At 61.4% G+C, this 15269-nt stretch carries 19 protein-coding genes; 14 read left to right on the top strand and 5 right to left on the bottom strand.

The genetic code is table 11. The features are described from left to right. Positions 1 to 98 precede the first annotated feature (98 nt). From AC1DB0_RS13180 to AC1DB0_RS13170, 3 genes are all read left to right on the top strand, one after another. Positions 99 to 1013 carry a PhzF family phenazine biosynthesis protein gene (locus AC1DB0_RS13180; protein ID WP_476757034.1) on the top strand — a complete coding sequence of 305 codons (915 nt, stop codon included), beginning with the start codon at positions 99 to 101 and terminating at the stop codon, positions 1011 to 1013. A 318-nt stretch (positions 1014 to 1331) separates the two neighbouring features. After that, on the top strand, positions 1332 to 1766 hold the full coding sequence (locus AC1DB0_RS13175) for a GNAT family acetyltransferase (protein WP_476757033.1): 435 nt from the start codon (positions 1332 to 1334) through the stop codon (positions 1764 to 1766). Positions 1767 to 1933: 167 nt separating this feature from the next. Next, complete coding sequence (locus tag AC1DB0_RS13170; RefSeq protein ID WP_476757032.1) at positions 1934 to 2953, top strand: TRAP transporter substrate-binding protein; 1020 nt, start codon at positions 1934 to 1936, stop codon at positions 2951 to 2953. A 4-nt stretch (positions 2954 to 2957) separates the two neighbouring features. Here AC1DB0_RS13170 and AC1DB0_RS13165 read toward each other — a convergent pair whose 3' ends face one another. Together AC1DB0_RS13165 and AC1DB0_RS13160 are read right to left on the bottom strand one after the other, a co-directional pair. After that, entirely contained in the window at positions 2958 to 3911 is a 954-nt protein-coding gene (locus AC1DB0_RS13165; protein ID WP_346552697.1) for a M14 family metallopeptidase, read from the bottom strand. A gap of 10 nt (positions 3912 to 3921) precedes the next feature. Beyond that, positions 3922 to 4920 carry a Bug family tripartite tricarboxylate transporter substrate binding protein gene (locus AC1DB0_RS13160; protein ID WP_476757031.1) on the bottom strand — a complete coding sequence of 333 codons (999 nt, stop codon included), beginning with the start codon at positions 4918 to 4920 and terminating at the stop codon, positions 3922 to 3924. Between the two features lie 146 nt (positions 4921 to 5066). Between AC1DB0_RS13160 and AC1DB0_RS13155 the strand changes: the two genes are divergently transcribed. From AC1DB0_RS13155 to AC1DB0_RS13145, 3 genes are all read left to right on the top strand, one after another. Then, positions 5067 to 5933: a MurR/RpiR family transcriptional regulator gene (locus AC1DB0_RS13155; protein ID WP_476758682.1), complete on the top strand. Its 867-nt coding sequence runs from the start codon at positions 5067 to 5069 to the stop codon at positions 5931 to 5933. A 181-nt stretch (positions 5934 to 6114) separates the two neighbouring features. Further along, complete coding sequence (locus tag AC1DB0_RS13150; protein WP_054422307.1) at positions 6115 to 6369, top strand: hypothetical protein; 255 nt, start codon at positions 6115 to 6117, stop codon at positions 6367 to 6369. 227 nt (positions 6370 to 6596) lie between these two features. Beyond that, entirely contained in the window at positions 6597 to 7190 is a 594-nt protein-coding gene (locus AC1DB0_RS13145) for a BPSL1445 family SYLF domain-containing lipoprotein (protein ID WP_054422306.1), read from the top strand. A 72-nt stretch (positions 7191 to 7262) separates the two neighbouring features. On the opposite strand, the gene AC1DB0_RS13140 is transcribed toward AC1DB0_RS13145, so the two are convergent. Next, entirely contained in the window at positions 7263 to 7496 is a 234-nt protein-coding gene (locus AC1DB0_RS13140) for a hypothetical protein (protein ID WP_054422305.1), read from the bottom strand. A 116-nt stretch (positions 7497 to 7612) separates the two neighbouring features. Beyond that, positions 7613 to 8083, bottom strand: a complete 471-nt coding sequence (locus tag AC1DB0_RS13135; RefSeq protein ID WP_006226939.1) for an Lrp/AsnC family transcriptional regulator — start codon at positions 8081 to 8083, stop codon at positions 7613 to 7615. Between the two features lie 159 nt (positions 8084 to 8242). Here AC1DB0_RS13135 and AC1DB0_RS13130 point away from each other — a divergent pair, with 159 nt between their 5' ends. The 5 genes from AC1DB0_RS13130 (at position 8243) to AC1DB0_RS13110 (ending at position 11584) form a co-directional block, all read left to right on the top strand. Continuing rightward, positions 8243 to 9154: a DMT family transporter gene (locus AC1DB0_RS13130; RefSeq protein WP_342066522.1), complete on the top strand. Its 912-nt coding sequence runs from the start codon at positions 8243 to 8245 to the stop codon at positions 9152 to 9154. A gap of 76 nt (positions 9155 to 9230) precedes the next feature. Then, entirely contained in the window at positions 9231 to 9455 is a 225-nt protein-coding gene (locus AC1DB0_RS13125) for a hypothetical protein (RefSeq protein ID WP_175169855.1), read from the top strand. A 340-nt stretch (positions 9456 to 9795) separates the two neighbouring features. Next, complete coding sequence (locus AC1DB0_RS13120) at positions 9796 to 10008, top strand: hypothetical protein (RefSeq protein WP_006218759.1); 213 nt, start codon at positions 9796 to 9798, stop codon at positions 10006 to 10008. Positions 10009 to 10156: 148 nt separating this feature from the next. Next, a complete protein-coding gene (locus AC1DB0_RS13115; protein ID WP_427948983.1) occupies positions 10157 to 11266 on the top strand; it encodes an AGE family epimerase/isomerase in 1110 nt (369 codons plus the stop codon). Positions 11267 to 11368: 102 nt separating this feature from the next. Next, positions 11369 to 11584: a hypothetical protein gene (locus AC1DB0_RS13110; RefSeq protein WP_082386981.1), complete on the top strand. Its 216-nt coding sequence runs from the start codon at positions 11369 to 11371 to the stop codon at positions 11582 to 11584. A 131-nt stretch (positions 11585 to 11715) separates the two neighbouring features. Here AC1DB0_RS13110 and AC1DB0_RS13105 read toward each other — a convergent pair whose 3' ends face one another. Next, positions 11716 to 12651, bottom strand: coding sequence for a LysR substrate-binding domain-containing protein (locus AC1DB0_RS13105; RefSeq protein ID WP_476757029.1), 936 nt, complete (start codon positions 12649 to 12651; stop codon positions 11716 to 11718). Between the two features lie 120 nt (positions 12652 to 12771). On the opposite strand from AC1DB0_RS13105, the gene AC1DB0_RS13100 reads away from it, so the two are divergent. The 3 genes from AC1DB0_RS13100 to AC1DB0_RS13090 all read left to right on the top strand — a co-directional run bounded on the left by AC1DB0_RS13100 (position 12772) and on the right by AC1DB0_RS13090 (position 15109). Beyond that, positions 12772 to 13764 (top strand): Bug family tripartite tricarboxylate transporter substrate binding protein, encoded by a 993-nt coding sequence (locus AC1DB0_RS13100; protein ID WP_054422300.1) that lies wholly within the window; start codon positions 12772 to 12774, stop codon positions 13762 to 13764. Positions 13765 to 13766: 2 nt separating this feature from the next. Continuing rightward, positions 13767 to 14645 carry an N-formylglutamate amidohydrolase gene (locus AC1DB0_RS13095; RefSeq protein ID WP_476757028.1) on the top strand — a complete coding sequence of 293 codons (879 nt, stop codon included), beginning with the start codon at positions 13767 to 13769 and terminating at the stop codon, positions 14643 to 14645. Between the two features lie 158 nt (positions 14646 to 14803). After that, on the top strand, positions 14804 to 15109 hold the full coding sequence (locus AC1DB0_RS13090) for a hypothetical protein (protein WP_476757027.1): 306 nt from the start codon (positions 14804 to 14806) through the stop codon (positions 15107 to 15109). The last annotated feature ends 160 nt before the right edge of the window (positions 15110 to 15269 follow it).

Below are 15269 nucleotides of genomic sequence, written 5' to 3'. Positions count from 1 at the left end.
CGGGCTGTTATGGGAAAAGTCCTTCCCTTCTGTGTCTGTTGGCTGCGCCATGGTGTCCGCATACTCGTCTCATTCAACCAGGAAGAGAGACGCTTCTCATGCGCTACCGTTATGTCACCGCCGATGTGTTCACCAGCCAGACCTATTGCGGCAACCCCTTGGCAGTTGTGCTGGATGCCCAAGGTCTGGATACCGCGCAGATGCAACGCATTGCCCGTGAATTCAATTACTCAGAAACCAGTTTCGTGTTGCCGCCGAAAGATCCGGCGCACACGGCCTGGGTGCGGATCTTCACCCCGGATCGCGAAGTGCCGTTTGCGGGGCATCCCAACGTTGGCACCGCCGTGGTGCTGGCGCGCGAAATGATCACCGCTGGCCATCCGGCCCCGGACGCCTTTGTGTTTGAAGAGGCCGCAGGCCTGGTGCGGATTGCACTGAAGTCGGGCGCCAAGGGCGTCGATAGCGTCGAGCTGCTGGCGCCCCAACCGTTGTCGCGCGCAAGCGAGGTGTCGGCGGCGGCGCTGGCGCGGGCGCTGAAGCTGGAGGCGTCTGACATTGATACGTCAGAGCACGCGCCGCAAGTGGTGTCGGTGGGGCTGATATTCCTGGTTGCGCAACTGGCCAGCCGTGATGCTTTGCGCCGCGCGTCGCCAGATTCGCAGGGCTATGCGGCGCTGCTGCCGTTGGACGGGGCAAAGTCCATCTACGTCTACACCACGGACACGGCCTCGGATACGGTGGATGCGCCCACCGACATCCAGGCGCGCATGTTCACCGGCCGCATGACGGAAGACCCGGCAACGGGCAGCGCAACCGCGGCGGTGACGGCGTTGCGCGCGGCGTTGCGTGGCGAAGGCATGCTGCGGCTGCGCGTGGGCCAGGGCGTGGACATGGGCCGCGCCAGCTTGTTGCTGGCGCACGCCGAAACGCGCGCTGATGGCGTGTGGGCGGGTGTGGCGGGGCAAGCTGTTGTGGTCATGGAAGGAACCTTGCCGGCGCCGTCTTTGATCTGATTTCCATCTTGCCGGCACGGTCTTTGACCTGATCGCATTCTTGCCGGCGGCGCGGGCCCTCGTGTATGCTTGCCCGCATGAACGAACTGCAATCCGCACCGAAATTCGCGCCGGCATGCCGCGCGGACAACCGACGAGTCACTCGACGTCTACGTTGAGTGGCAAGTCACGTTCAGGCGCTGAAACTTCGGCGCTTCCTCTTGAAGGCCACGATACCCCTCGTGGCCTTTTTGTTTTCACGTCCGTTGGCGCTTCATCCAGCGGCGGCTATTGAGGGGAGTCTTCGGGCCTTCGTTTTCCTACGTTAAGGAACGAAGCATGACCCAGCAAGCACTGGCCGTCCGGCCCTACCATCCCTCAGACGAGGCCGCCATCATTCAGTTGTGGCGCGACTGCGGCCTGACGCGTCCATGGAACGACCCCGTGAAGGACATCGCGCGCAAGTTGACGGTGCAGTCCGAACTGTTTCTGGTGGGCGAGGCGGATGGCGTGATCGTGGGGACGTTGATGGGCGGCTACGACGGCCATCGCGGTTGGATCAATTATCTGGCCGTGTCGCCCGCACACCAGCGGCGCGGCTACGCGACGGTGCTGATGCGTGCCGTCGAACGAAAGCTGCTTGAGATGGGCTGCCCGAAGATCAATTTGCTGATCCGCTCGGGCAATGCCGCCGTGCAGGGCTTCTACGAAAGCCTGGGCTTCTCGCAGGACGAGGTGATCAGCCTGGGCAAGCGCTTGATCCCCGATCTTTGATTGCCATGCGGGCGTCGGATGCAGGTGATTCCGTCCGACACGCTTGCATGAGATCGCGGCTTGGTCCTACAAACGGGCTTGCCGTCTGGTGAGGCCGTTTGATCCTGAGCACACTCCGTTGAATTGACCTGGGCAGGGGCCTGGGAAATGACACGGGGTTGATGATCATGCGGGGTTCGATTCAAGGCTGGCGCTGGGGCGCTTTCATCCTGCTGGCGCTTGCCGGGATGTCAGTGCAGGCGGATACCGTCCGGCTCAAGATGTCTCACTTTCTTGGGGCCAACAGCTTTTTCCAGGTGGACCTGGTGGAGCCCTGGGCGCGCGAGCTGGAACGCAAGACGGGCGGCAAGGTGCAGGTAGAGGTGCTGAACGCCAGTTCGCCGTTGGGTAACGTGCGCAAGCAGGCCAGTCAGGTGCAAAGCGGGGAAGTGGATATTGCGCTTGGGTTGCGCGGCGCGGAAGGCGACCGCTTTCCACGCAGCGCCATCGTCGAATTGCCGTTCGTGGTGGCGGACGCGGGCAGCGGTTCCAAGGCGCTGTGGCGGCTGTATCAAGAGGGCGTGCTTGCCGAGGAATACCAGGGCTTCAAAGTGCTGGCGCTATTTGTGCACAACCCGGGGCTGGTTCACACCAAGGCCACGCTTGTGACTGAGCCTGCCGACTTGAAGGGCTTGCGCCTGCGTGCGCCCAACGCCACGGTCGCAATGATGCTTGAGCACGTGGGCGCCGTTCCGAAGTTGCTGCAACCCGACGAGATCATTCCCGCGCTACGCGCCCATCAATTGGACGGCATCGTCACGAACTGGGGCACGCCCATTGCGGGCTTCAACGACGAAATGACGCGGCATACGGCGGTGCCGTTCTATGCCTCTGCCTTCTTCATTGTGATGAAGCAGTCGCGCTTTGACGCGTTGCCTGCGGATGTGAGGCAAGCGATCGACAGCCTGTCTGGCGATGGGCTGGTGGCGCGTTTCGGGCCGCTATGGAATCAATGGGACCAGCCCTTTCACGATGGCGCACAGGCGCCGGGCAAAGTGATTTTGCGTCCGGACGCAGCGTTGCTTCAACGGTGGAAGGTGGCGCTGCATCCGGTGTCGGATGCGTATGTCAGCCAGCTCCAGGCCCAGGGCTTTGCGAACGCACGAGAAGTGTACGAACGCTTGCTGGCGGAACCGGCTGGACGCTGACGGCTTAGATAGCCACGGTCAGGTAGACGGCTTCGCGGCCCACGATCGGCATGCGCGTGGGCATGAAGATTGTGCAGTTGTCGCACGGCGAACGAATTTCTTCGGTGCCGTTCATGGCGATCAGCTCGTCTTTGTTGAAAGTTTCGAAACCGATGACAGGGCGCGTGAAGCGGAAGTCTTCGGACTTCACCATGTGCACTTCCAGCAGGCGGTAGCGTTGCGGAGCGGGCGGCGGTACGGCATCGGCGGGCGTGTCGATCAGGCCCGTGTGAGCCAGGAAGCGCAGGGTGACGTCGGTGGCAAGGTCGGCCGCAGACTTCGCGAAGTGCTGGCCGCATTCCACCACCAGCGCGCCGCCGCTATCGGAGTCGGGATCACCGTGGTGACCGTAGCCCATGACGCCCGTGCCAGGGAACTTGTGCTGTGGCATAACCAGGTGCACCAGCGGTGCGCCGACGGCTGCGGCAAGCGCTGTGTTGCGGTCCATCTCGTTATAGACCCAGAAGGGCTGCACCGGCGCACGGGTAGAGTGAATGTCCAGCACGAAATCGGCGGCGTCCAGCACCGGGCGCAATTCACGCGCGCGACGCAGCTCGGGGCTGTCTTCGGCGCCGTCCAGCATGGCGGCGGACCAGATGCGGTTCAGGTTGTGAACCAGTTGGCGGTTTTCATAAGGCTGGTTGATGTCGAAGGCCTCGTAGGCTTCAACGTGCGCAAAGCTGACAGTCAGTGTGCCGATCTTCGGCCGCACGCCCGTGTCCAGCAGGTGCGTGGCGGCGACCATGCCACAGATCTCATTGCCATGCGTGATGGCGTTGATCAGCACGTGGGGGCCTGGCACGCCGGACTCAAAGCGGTGCACGTACGGAATGCCGGTGTTGCCTTCGCGGTAGGCGGAGAGGTCGCGCGGCAAGACTTCAAGCGGCGCGGTGTCGGGTTCAAAAGCAGGGTTTTGCATGGGATAGGGCCTATTCTGGGCGGATGCCGGCGCGGTCGATCAGGTCTTTATACAAGCCCAACCGTTCGGACATCATGGAGGTGAACTGTTGCGGGGTCTGGTCTTCGGGGGGCAGGGCGCCGGCTTTTTCCAACGCTTGCGGCATGCCGTCCTGGCGGGCCACCGAGCGCACGGCGGCCAGCAGTTTTTGGATGATGTCGTCGGGTGTGCCGGCGGGGGCGGCCAGGCCAATCCACGACATGGAGTTCAATACCGGATAGCCCAGTTCTGCGAAGGTGGGCACATCGGGCAGCGCGTCCAGGCGTTTGGGTGCAGCCACCGCCAGTGCACGCATTTTGCCTACCTGGATATGCGGCAGGAACGGCGCCAGGTTGTCCAGCGCAAATTGCGCCTGGTTGGACAGCAGGGCATTGATCAGCGGCGCGCCGCCGCGGTACGGCACGTGCATGGCCTGCACCTGCACGGTGTTTTTCATTAGCTCGGCGTTGAGCTGCCCCATGCTGCCGATGCCGGCGGTGGCAAAGTGCAGTTCGTCGGGGCGCGCTTTCAGCAAGGCGACGAATTCCGCGAACGTCTTGGCCGGAACGTCGATGTTGGTGACCAGCACATTGGGCGTGCGGGACAACTGCGAAATTGATGTGAAGTCTTTGATCGGGTCGTAGCCCAAATCGTTGCGCATCAGCGGGTTGGCCAGGTGCGAGCTTTGCGACGACGCAACCAGCGTGTAGCCGTCGGGTTTGGCGCGGGCGACGCGTTGGCTGCCGATGGCGCCGCCTGCGCCGTCGCGGTTTTCAATGATGATGGTGGTGCCCAGCGCCTTGCCCAATGCCTCGGCGTAGATGCGGCCGATCAGGTCCACCGAACCGCCGGCAGGAAACGGCACAACCAGCGTAATGGGACGCGATGGGTAGGCATTGGCGCGCGCGGCCAGGGGCAGCAGGGCGGCGCCCAAGCCGGCAAGGACGAGGCTACGGCGAGCCAGCGAGGGCGCCGCGATGGGGTGCTTCATGAAACTCTCTTGTGATGGCAATCTGTTTGGACTATCTTGCAATACGCATTGCAGAATGAAATATAAGATGCAATGAATTTTGTGGAATTTAGGGTTATCACCTAGGTTCGCCTTTTGTCCTGTTGCAGCGCTATGTTGCCGCCACCATGAATCTGAACCAACGCATCGCCAGCTACGGCAAGAAACTCAGCAAGACGGAGTGCCTGCTGGTCGAGGAAATGCAGGCCCGCTATCCGCAAAGCCTGCTGGAATCCGCCACGGCATTGGCCAAGCGGGTGGGCACGAGTGCGTCAACGGTGGTGCGCTTGCTGGCCAAGCTGGGGTATGACAGCTATCCGCAGGCGCAGATGGAGGCGCGCTCTGAAGTCACGGCACGTCTGGCCTCGCCGGGCGAACGCGCGGATGCGGTGGGCGCAGACAACTTGTCGGCCAGGGCCTGCCTGCACAACGCATTGCTGCATGACCAGCACAATCTGCAAGAGACGTTCGCATCGATTGACGTAGCGGCGTTTGAGGCGGCGGTGCGTGTGTTGACCCAGCGCAAGGCGCGCGTCCACGTCCTGGGCTTGCGGCAGGCGGCGCCGCTGGCGAGCCACGCGGCGCTATACCTGAACCTGTGCTTGCCGTCCGTGCGGCACATGGGGGGCGCAAGCCCGATGTTTTTGGAAGACGAGTTGCTTTGGGTGGACGACAACGATGTATTGTTGGCGTTCACGTTCAGGCGCTATTCAATCGCCACTGCCAACGCGGTGAAGGTGTTCCGCGAGCGGGGCGGCAAGGTGCTGTTGGTGACCGATGCGCCGTCGGCGCCAGCCGCTGCGTCGGCGCATCACGTGTTGATCGCGCGATGTTCCAGCGCGTCGCCGTTTGATTCCTACACCGCGGCGTTTTCGGTCTGCAACGCGCTGCTTGCTGCGGTTGCCCAGCGACGCAAAAAAGAACTGGGTGCGGCGCTGGAAAGAGGCGAAGGCTTGTGGGAGTCGAAGTGGATTCGGCCGATGGGAGATGCATAGGGTTTTTGACCGCGATTGAAAAATCGGCCAAAAGTGCCTGAATTCAGGCCGATTTTGATGTCTGCAAGATGCATGTGTACTAGACGAGTTAGTGCCTGATTACCCGCTAAAAGCATTGCTTTTCAAGCAGTTTTTTTTTTGGCATATTGCGCCCGGATACTCAGATTTCAGGAGCGCAAGCATGAACGCGTGCCCGCAACGCCATATCGATGGATTTCAAGTGGGATGCGAAATCGTCAGCTTGGATGCTGGCGTGTTGGCCATCGTCGTCACGGTGAGCCGTACGGGCAATGGCGATTTTCAACAACGCTGGTCCTTGCCCAGATTCGTGACGTTTGCAGATGCGGCCGTCGCCCGGCGCCATGCCGACCTGGTCTTGTCCGGCATCGTCTCCGTAGACGCTGCAACCGGCGAGCCGCGGTACGGCATTCTGTAGCTACGCCATGATTGGCGCCCGTGGCTGGCCCAGGTAATTGCCCTACCAAATGTTGCTGAGCCGCCACCGCTGTTTTTCCTCGGTCAGGCGCATGGGTTCTGGAGATGGCTCACTTTAATGGGGGCGACATCAGGTAGGTTTTGTTTCGTTTATCACAATCGTGTGCCATGCGCGGTAGAGTTTGGCCGGTACATTGGTACCGGATGACAACAATAAAGGAGAGTTCCATGTTTGATACTTTTCCTGTCCTGCGTCGTGTTGGTCTAGCGGCAGCGACTATCGGTGTGGCAGGCCTGCTGTTTGCGGGTTGCACCACCACCAGCCCCAAGTCCACCGCAACAGCGACTGATAAGCGCGAGTCAATGAACAGCGCTGCGAACGCGACCCTCTCCAAGCTCTACGAAGCATCGCCGCAATCCAAGGAATTGGTGGCGCGCGCCAAGGGCGTCCTGGTCTTTCCTGACGTGTTGAGCGGCAGCTTCATCGTGGGCGCTGAACACGGCAATGGCGTCTTGCGGGTGGGCGGCTCCAATGCCGGCTACTACAGCACGACGGCGGGTTCGATTGGCTTCCAGGCTGGCGCGCAATCCAAGGCCATGGTGCTGTTGTTCATGACGGATGATTCCCTGAACAAGTTCCGCAACAGCAGCGGCTGGACCGTGGGCGCGGATGCGACAGTGGCTGTCGTGAATATCGGCGCCAATGGCCGCATCGACACCAACACGGCGCAGCAGCCCGTCGTCGGTTTCGTGATGAACAACGGTGGCCTGATGGCGGGCGTGTCGTTGGCCGGTACCAAGATTTCGAAGTTGAACTGGTAATCGGTTAATCGGTCACCCCCAAGCAAAACGCCGCGGAGAGTTTTCCGCGGCGTTTTTTTGTGGGTGGCTGGTTTAGCCGAGCAGGGTATCGCCGTTATTGCGGACGGCGCTTTCGCGTTGCATTTCGGCTTCTTCGATGTTCGGGTCCAGGCCGCGCCAACGCACGATGTGGCCGCGGTCTTGCTCGGGTTCCCAACCCAGCATGCCGTAGCGCGTGATTTCAGTTTCGCCTGTGTCGAATTCCACTTCAAAGTAGCCCTGACGATCGGGTAGCGTGCCACCGGGGAACCATTCTGTTTCGGGCATGGTTTGCTCCTTGCTAAGCGATGGGAGGGACGCCGGCGCGCAAGTGCGCACCGACGGATTCATTGTGCGGGCGCGGCCGTGATCCCGCAAGTTTCTGAAAGCGTCGCGCGGTATCTTCAGGCGAGCGGAACGGCGGTGGTGTAGAGCACCTGCTTGAGCGCAAAGCTTGAGCGGATACTGGCCACGCCCGGGATACGCGTGATGTGTTCGACGATTAAGCGTTCCAGCGCATCGACATCCGGCACCAGCGCGCGGATCAGATAGTCGGCATCGCCCGACATCAAATAGCACTCCATGATTTCGGGCAGAACGGCAATTTCGCGTTCGAAGACATCCAGCGCGGCCTTGCGCTGCTTGTCCAGCGAGATCTGGATGAACACGTTGACCTTCAGGCCCAGCTTGCGCGCGTTCAGCAAGGTGACGCGGCGATCAATCAGCCCTTCGGTTTCCAGCCGGCGCACGCGCGCCAGGCATGGCGAGGCCGACAGATTGACCCGCGCGGCGAGCTCGACATTGGTCAGACGCGCATCGCGCTGCAGTTCGTTAAGAATTCGGATGTCAGTGGCATCCAGGTTGATTTCCGGCATAAGTCACCTAAGGGCTTTGAATAGACAGTGCATTCGTGCTGTGCGTGCAGTGTATCGAAGTGAATTGAGGTGAAATATGCTGGGGTTTACCCTATAGACTATTCCTTCCTTTGGCTAATCGGCCAAAGCGCAGAATAATCCAGCAGTCATCGAGCAGTAATGAGTCAGCAAAGCACGTTGCGCAAGTTCTTGCCCCTGGTGGGCGCGGTCATGATCTGGGGCGGCAATTGGCCCGTCATGAAGCTTGGGCTGGCGCACATGAGTCCGCTCTGGCTGGCCGCCAGCCGGTTCGGGTCTGCTGCCTTGATCAGTGTGCTGGTGCTGGGCGTGATGGGCCGCTTGCGTCTGCCCAGCCGCCAGGAATGGCCATTGGTGGCGGGGGTGGCGCTGCTGCAGATGGGCGCGTTCACCGCGTTGGCGCTGTGGGCCTTGCAATATGTGGCGCCGGGCCGCGCGTCGGTGATTGCCTATGCGACGTCGATATGGGTGATTCCGCTGTCGGCGCTGATTCTGAAAGAACGGTTGTCGGCCGGGCAATGGCTGGCCACCGCGTTGAGCTATGCGGGTATTGGCGTGATCGTTGCTCCTGCCTTCAGCCCGTGGCAGGCGCACACGGTGATCGGTTTGGTCATGCTGTTGGGCGCGTCATTCGCCTGGGCGTGCAACATCATCCAGTTGCGCGGCAATCGTCATGTGCGATTGGGGGCAGACATGATTCCGTGGCAGACGGCAATTGCAACGGTGCCGCTGGCGGCGCTGGCCTGGATGCGAGATGGTGCGCCCACGTTCCTGACGGTGCCGGACGCCTGGCCCATCATCTTGTACACGGGGCCGCTTGCCACCGCGTTGACGTTCATCGTGGTGCTGGGCATGACGCAAAAGATGCCGCCGGTCGCAACGTCCATCGCGATGCTGTGCGTGCCGGTGATCGGGCTCATCGTGTCGTCAGTGGTTTTCCATGAACGCATTTCGGCTGATCTGGCGTTGGGCCTCTCGTTGATCGGTGTGAGCGTGGTGCTGTCTGCTGTGGCCTCGCGCTTCAAGCGGCCGCTGGTGCTGCGTCCGTCGTAGCGGGCCCATGCGCGGATGGGCGGATAGGGACTTGCCTCGTCGTGCTATCGTTTCGCAATTGAAGAGAGAGTCACGCATGGCATTGCATCGTTTCCAGAAGGGCGAACTGGGTCATTGGCTTCGGGCGGTTGCCGACCAAGACGAACCGGGCGCCGCACCCGCTGAAGTGCCTGCCGAGGTTTCGCAGGCGCTTGTGACGCTGCGCTGCATTGTGGCCAGCGCCGATGGCCATTGGCAGATCACTGAAAAGGGCAAGCTCGCCCTGCGCATGGAAGAACCGGGCGCCATTCACGTGCGCTAAGCGATCACAGGGCCAGCATTCGCTGGCCTATCGTCACCATCGCTGCGGTCCCCGATATCCCACTTGGCTCGCTGCGTCTTGCATCAAGACGTGCCGGTTTGCTGCATATCTTGCGAATATTTTCGCTGTATGTCGCGTATTTGCGGGTAAATCTTGCGCAGTACGGGAATCTCCTGAGACGGAATGTGGCAATTGGCATCCTCCGGACGTATCGCGCACATCGGGTCGCCAGTAAGATGAACTTGCGTGACGCTTTCAGGTCTATTTATTTACGCGGGAATTTGATCCCGCCACGTCACGCGTGGTTCACGCGTTTAGGTAACCGACTGGGAGGTAGCACATGCAGCATCGTGACCAGGAAGTTCTGATCGACGTTTCCACAGCGGCCATGGATACCGGCGGATATGGCGTTTTGCTGACGGTAACGGCCGAGGGCGGCACCGAAGTGGATGCCGCGTTTTCCCACTTGGGCAACTGCGCTTCCTTGGACGAAGCACGTGACCGCGCGGAAATATTCGCGCAGAACTGGGTCGAGGAAAACATCTTCCGATAGGGCGTACTTCCCTTGACGGAGCTGATCGGTTGAACCGGTCTGTGTGTGCATGACGCTTCGGAGAATACTCAAAAATTTGCGACGAAAATTTCGGTTATCGTTGCTGCTCCAAAACCTGGGGCCCTTTTTGGGTATGCGTCGTTCCAAGATGACTGCCGCACAGACCAATCTCTCTCTGACGGAGCATATCCGCGCGCTGCGCGAGCATTACGCCTCTGTCATCCTGCCCATGTGGATGGGGCAGGGCTTCAATAGCGCACTCGGTCTCCCATTTGAATCGCTGGATGGCGCAAGCGGCGAACCCTTGCCGCCCGCGCGTTATCGCGCGATGGCCTGCGCGCGTCAGCTGTATGTGTTTGCACAGGCGCCGGGCGCGGCCGCGGGTCAGCATGCGGATCGCCTGTTCGAATCGTTGCGCCGTGTGTTCCGTAGCGAACACGGGGGCTGGCGCTACAGCGTGGACGTCCAAGCGCTTCCGCTCGATGACACCCAGGATCTTTATACGCACGCGTTCATCGTGCTGGCCTGCGCTGCGTACTTTCAGCGTAGCCGCAACGCCGATGCGCGCAAGCTCATGCTGGCAACGGCCTCGACGATCGAGTCGCGCTTCAAGACGCAGGATGGGCTTTACCATGCTGCGCTCAGCCCCGATTTGACCCAGCCGCTGCGCCCGCCTGCGCAGAATCCCATGATGCATTTGACCGAAGCGTATCTGGCTGCCGCTCAAGTTGCGGAGCCGGCGTTGTTTGCTCAGCATCTGCGCAGCCTGGCGCAAGGCATGAGCCAGTTCTTCGTGCATGCCCCCACGCAGTGCATTTCGGAAGCGTTGCAAGGCACTGCCGATAACCGGCTGGAGCCAGGACATCAATTCGAGTGGTTGTCATTGGTGCAAGGCGCCGCCCAGGTTTTCGAAGGGCTGGATCTGGTTGAAACCTTGCCGCGCGCCATGCAATGGTCGCGCCTTCATGGCGTGGATGTGGGCGGGCCTGGCGTGTTGGCGTCGTTGGATGAGTCGGGGGCGGTGGTGGATGACACCCGCCGTATCTGGGCCCAAACGGAATACTTGCGCGCGCTGGCCGTAGTGGGCGATCTGCCTGCGTTGGCGTCTGGCTTGGCGGCTTTCCGGGCCAATTTCCTGCACCCCGGCGGCTGGTACGAGTGCCTGGACGGCACCGGTGCGGTGGTGCGCAGCGATATGCCTTCGACCTCGCCTTACCATTTGGCGACCTGCCTGGCGGCGTTACCAATCGTTGTTTAATTGCCGTATTAACAATTATTGTTGTTTGATTGACATAAATTGATAGAAAAATATTGGTGAAATCCCTTACAATTTGGCAACACTGTTTGTGGGGAAGCATCAATGAGCGTTATGTGTTTGGCTTGCCAACGCATTAACCCGGGACTTTCGGGCGTGGCCCCGCATTCGCACCTGGGACATCAAGGTTTCACCAATCCGACCCAAAAAGGGCGGGAAGAAAGCCGTGAAGACCACTTTCGGTGCCTAAGTTGCGGGGCAAAGTGGTTGCGCGAGACCGATAAGTGGGGCGTGGATCTCGGATTCAAGCTCGCACCCTGATCGCTTTAGGGCGGTTTTCGGTCGCTTTCCGTCGCATTACAAGCGGGCCTCTGAAAAGAGGCCCGTTTCATTTGGAATTATGTGGCCGTCAAAACTAGAAACTAAAAGTTTCTTAATATGACGATACGTTGCTATTCGGCTTGACCCGCCGCCACAACGTCAGGGTCCGCGCTGGCCGTTTGCAGCAGCCATTGGCGAAAGCAGGCCAGCGCGTAGTGGTCTCGCCGCTGCGTGGGTGCGCACAGGTGGTAGCCGCGGCTCAGCCGAATTGGCAGATCGGGGAACGGGGCGGCGACACGGCCGGCCTGAAGCTCATCGCGCACCAGGCAGCGTTGCAGGACGGCGATGCCCATATCGGCCATCACCGCCCGAATCAGGATGGACACCTGATCGAACCCATTGGACAAGGTCACGGCATCCCGCGGCACGCCCGCCGCGGTGAACCACTGCGCCCAATTGCCCATGCCATTCGTGTGATACAGCAGCGGCTCGCCCAGCAAACCGTGGGGCGTGCTCCACAGCCCTTGCGCCTGACGCAGGGCCAGACGACCGGGGTGGCAGATCACGACCATCTCGCGGCCGATCACGTAGTCGGCATCCCAGCCCGGCCATTGCTCCGGCGTGCCAGACAGAATGCTGGCGTCGGGCGTTGCGCCGGAGAAGTCCTCGTTGCGGCGGTAGGCCGCAAAACTCAGCTGAATGTCTGGATGGCGCCGATGAAAATCGGGCAGATGAGGCACGAGCCAGGCGCTGGCCAGCGTGGGCACCGTGGACAAGGTCAGGCGCAGCCGGCGGTCGTCGGCGCGCAATTCGGTGCTGAGCGTTTCGATGGCCTGCAAGGGCGCTTGCGCGCCGTCGTATAGCCGTTGGCCCATCTCGGTCAGGGTCAGCCCGTGCGCGTTTCGATGCATCAACGGCTGGCCGAAATGCGCTTCCAGGCGGGCGATGGCGCGGCTGATCGCGCCCTGCGTGACGCACAGCGTCTGCGCGGCTTGCGTAAAGCTGCCCAAGCGTGCCGCCGTGATGAAGGCATGCAGCTCGGACATGGAGGGCGAATGCAGCCGCATCGAGCATGACCTTTGGTAATGAAGGCGTGCAATATAGTCGTTTGAAAGCAGACCGTAAAGTTCGGACACTGGCGGCCGTGTTCGCAGACCCGCGAACGACCTCACCTTCGGAGTTGCTCCATGTCTCGCCGCCTGTTTGGCCGGTCCGCGCGTTGCGCGCTTGCCGGCATGTTCGCCACGTTGTCCTTTGCCGGCATCGCGCATGCCGCCGGTTATCCCGAGCGCCCCATCAAGCTGGTGGTGCCGTTTGCCGCGGGCGGATCGACCGATATCGTTGCCCGCCTGGTGGCGGAATACGCCGGCCGCGACTTGAAGCAGACCATCGTGGTCGAGAACAAGGCGGGCGCAGGCGGCTCCATGGGCATGGAGCAGGTGGCGCGGTCGACCCCCGACGGCTACACGATCGGCATGGCCACGATGAGCACGCACGGCTCGAACCCGGCCGTGTACCGCAAGATGAATTACGACCCCATCAAAGATTTCGCGCCCGTGGCGAATGTGCTGGCCGTGCCCAGCGTGTTTGCCATCAACCCGAATCTGCCCGCCAAGAACATGGCCGAATTCGTGGCGCTGTCCAAGAGCGCACCCGCCGACCGCTACAGCTTTGCGTCGCCCGGTATCGGTTCGCTGGGACACGTGAACATTGAGAACTTCATGATGCTGTCGGGCATCAAGCTGCTGCATGTGCCGTATCGCGGCGCGGGCCCGGCATTGAATGATGTGATGGGCGGCCAGGTGGATGCGATCACCGACAACCTGTCGTCGACCTTGCCGCAAGTGCTGGGCGGCAAGCTGCGCGCGCTGGCTGTGTTGGGCGCCGAACGTTCGCCGTTGCTGCCGGATGTGCCCACGTACATTGAGCTGGGTTACCCCGACATGGGCACGGGCGGCTGGTTCGGTCTGGTGGCCCCGGCTGGCACGCCGACCGCTGTCATCGACCGCTTGAACCAAGCCGTGCGCGCCGCGATGCAAGACCCGGAATTCCGCAAGAAGGCCGAGGACGTGGGTGGTACGCTGATGCCCACGACTCCCCAAGAATTCCAGGTCCAGATCGAACAGGCCCTGGCCCGTTACGCCAAGGTGGCCAAGGCCGCCAACATTCAGGCTGATTGACGATGACACACGCCGATTTCAACGCGGTATCCGTGCATGAACCCGAAGGACCCGCCTTGCCGCTGGTCTGTGATTCGCCGCACAGTGGCGAACGCTATCCCGATGATTTCGGGGCAGCCGCGACGCGGGCGCAGTTGCGCCAAGGCGAAGACACGCACGTGGACGCGTTGTGGTCGGCGGCCCCCGCGCTGGGTGCGACGCTGATTGCGGCGAATTTTCCGCGTGTCTACATCGACCCCAACCGCACGTTGCAGGATCTGGACCCGGAGTTGTTGGCCGAGCCCTGGCCCCACCCCCTGGACCCGGGCGAGAAGACGCGTCTGGGCAAGGGGCTGATCTGGCGCCGGATGGACAAGGCCACGCCCATTTACGACCGCAAGCTGAGCCTGGCCGAAGTGCGCCATCGCATTCAGGCTTATTACGAGCCTTATCACGCGGCCTTGTCGCAAGCGATCAGCCGTGTCGAACAACGCTTTGGCGCGGTCTGGCACTTGAATCTGCATTCCATGCCGAACGACGCCTACGAGCGTCTGGGCCGGCACAGCGAACATCCGCTTGCCGACTTCGTCTTGGGTGATCGTGATGGCACCACGTGCGAGCCAGAGTTCATCGCGCTGATCGAAAAAGCCCTGCGTGACCTGGGCTACACGGTGGCGCGCAATGATCCCTACAAAGGCGTGCAACTGATCGCGCAGATCGGCCAGCCCGCGCTGAACCGGCACAGCCTGCAAGTGGAGATTCGCCGCCCCTTGTACATGGACGAGGCGACGCGTGAACGCAACGCGGGCTTCGAAATTCTGCGCGGGCATTTGTCGACGGTGCTGGAACAGGTGGCGGGCTATGTGCGTGTGCGCATGGAGGCGGTTACGTCGACAAAATAAAATCGTTTGTATGTGCATTGCGCGCGCCGCACACGACTAAGCCGGGATTGATTCACATCAACCCCGGCTTTTTGTTGGGCGCTTAAGTTTTCTACCGGACGGCCGTTGTCGCTAACAATGAGCTGCGCCGTTTTTGGCCGCAGCGATTGGGGACCGCAATGCTAGAGAAGACGATCAACGGATTTTCAGTGGTGGCGTACGCGACGCAGCCCGAAGGGCGCACGCCCGCTCGCGCCTTTCTGGAGACGAGGCGCCTGCCGCCCAAGGTGAAGCCGGGCGAGGCTGTCGAGCAGGAAGACGCCGATGCCGCAGCGGTTGAGGACAAGCCCGAAGGCCAGCCCTTCGAGATCTTTGTCAGCCGGCGTTTTCGCGGCGCGATCGAAGCGATGTCGGCCGCGCGCAACGCGTTGGACCGCGTGAAAAGCGTGGATGAAGACGGCGTGCCGGACCATTTGCCCGAATAAGCACACGCAACACCCACGCGGGATTCCGCTAGCCTGAGGCGCGCTGCGCGGCCATCAGGCCCATATTGTTATCCCCACTTTGTATTTGTCGAACGCCTGAGCACAGGCTGATGATGCCGCATGGCAATCATCGCCATTCACAGTCTGCTCATAAGGAAGG

It is taken from the genome of Achromobacter sp. 10T422 (assembly GCF_056394065.1).
The sequence above is the reverse complement of the archived record's forward strand: the minus strand, read 5'-3'. Positions and strand labels throughout refer to the sequence as shown.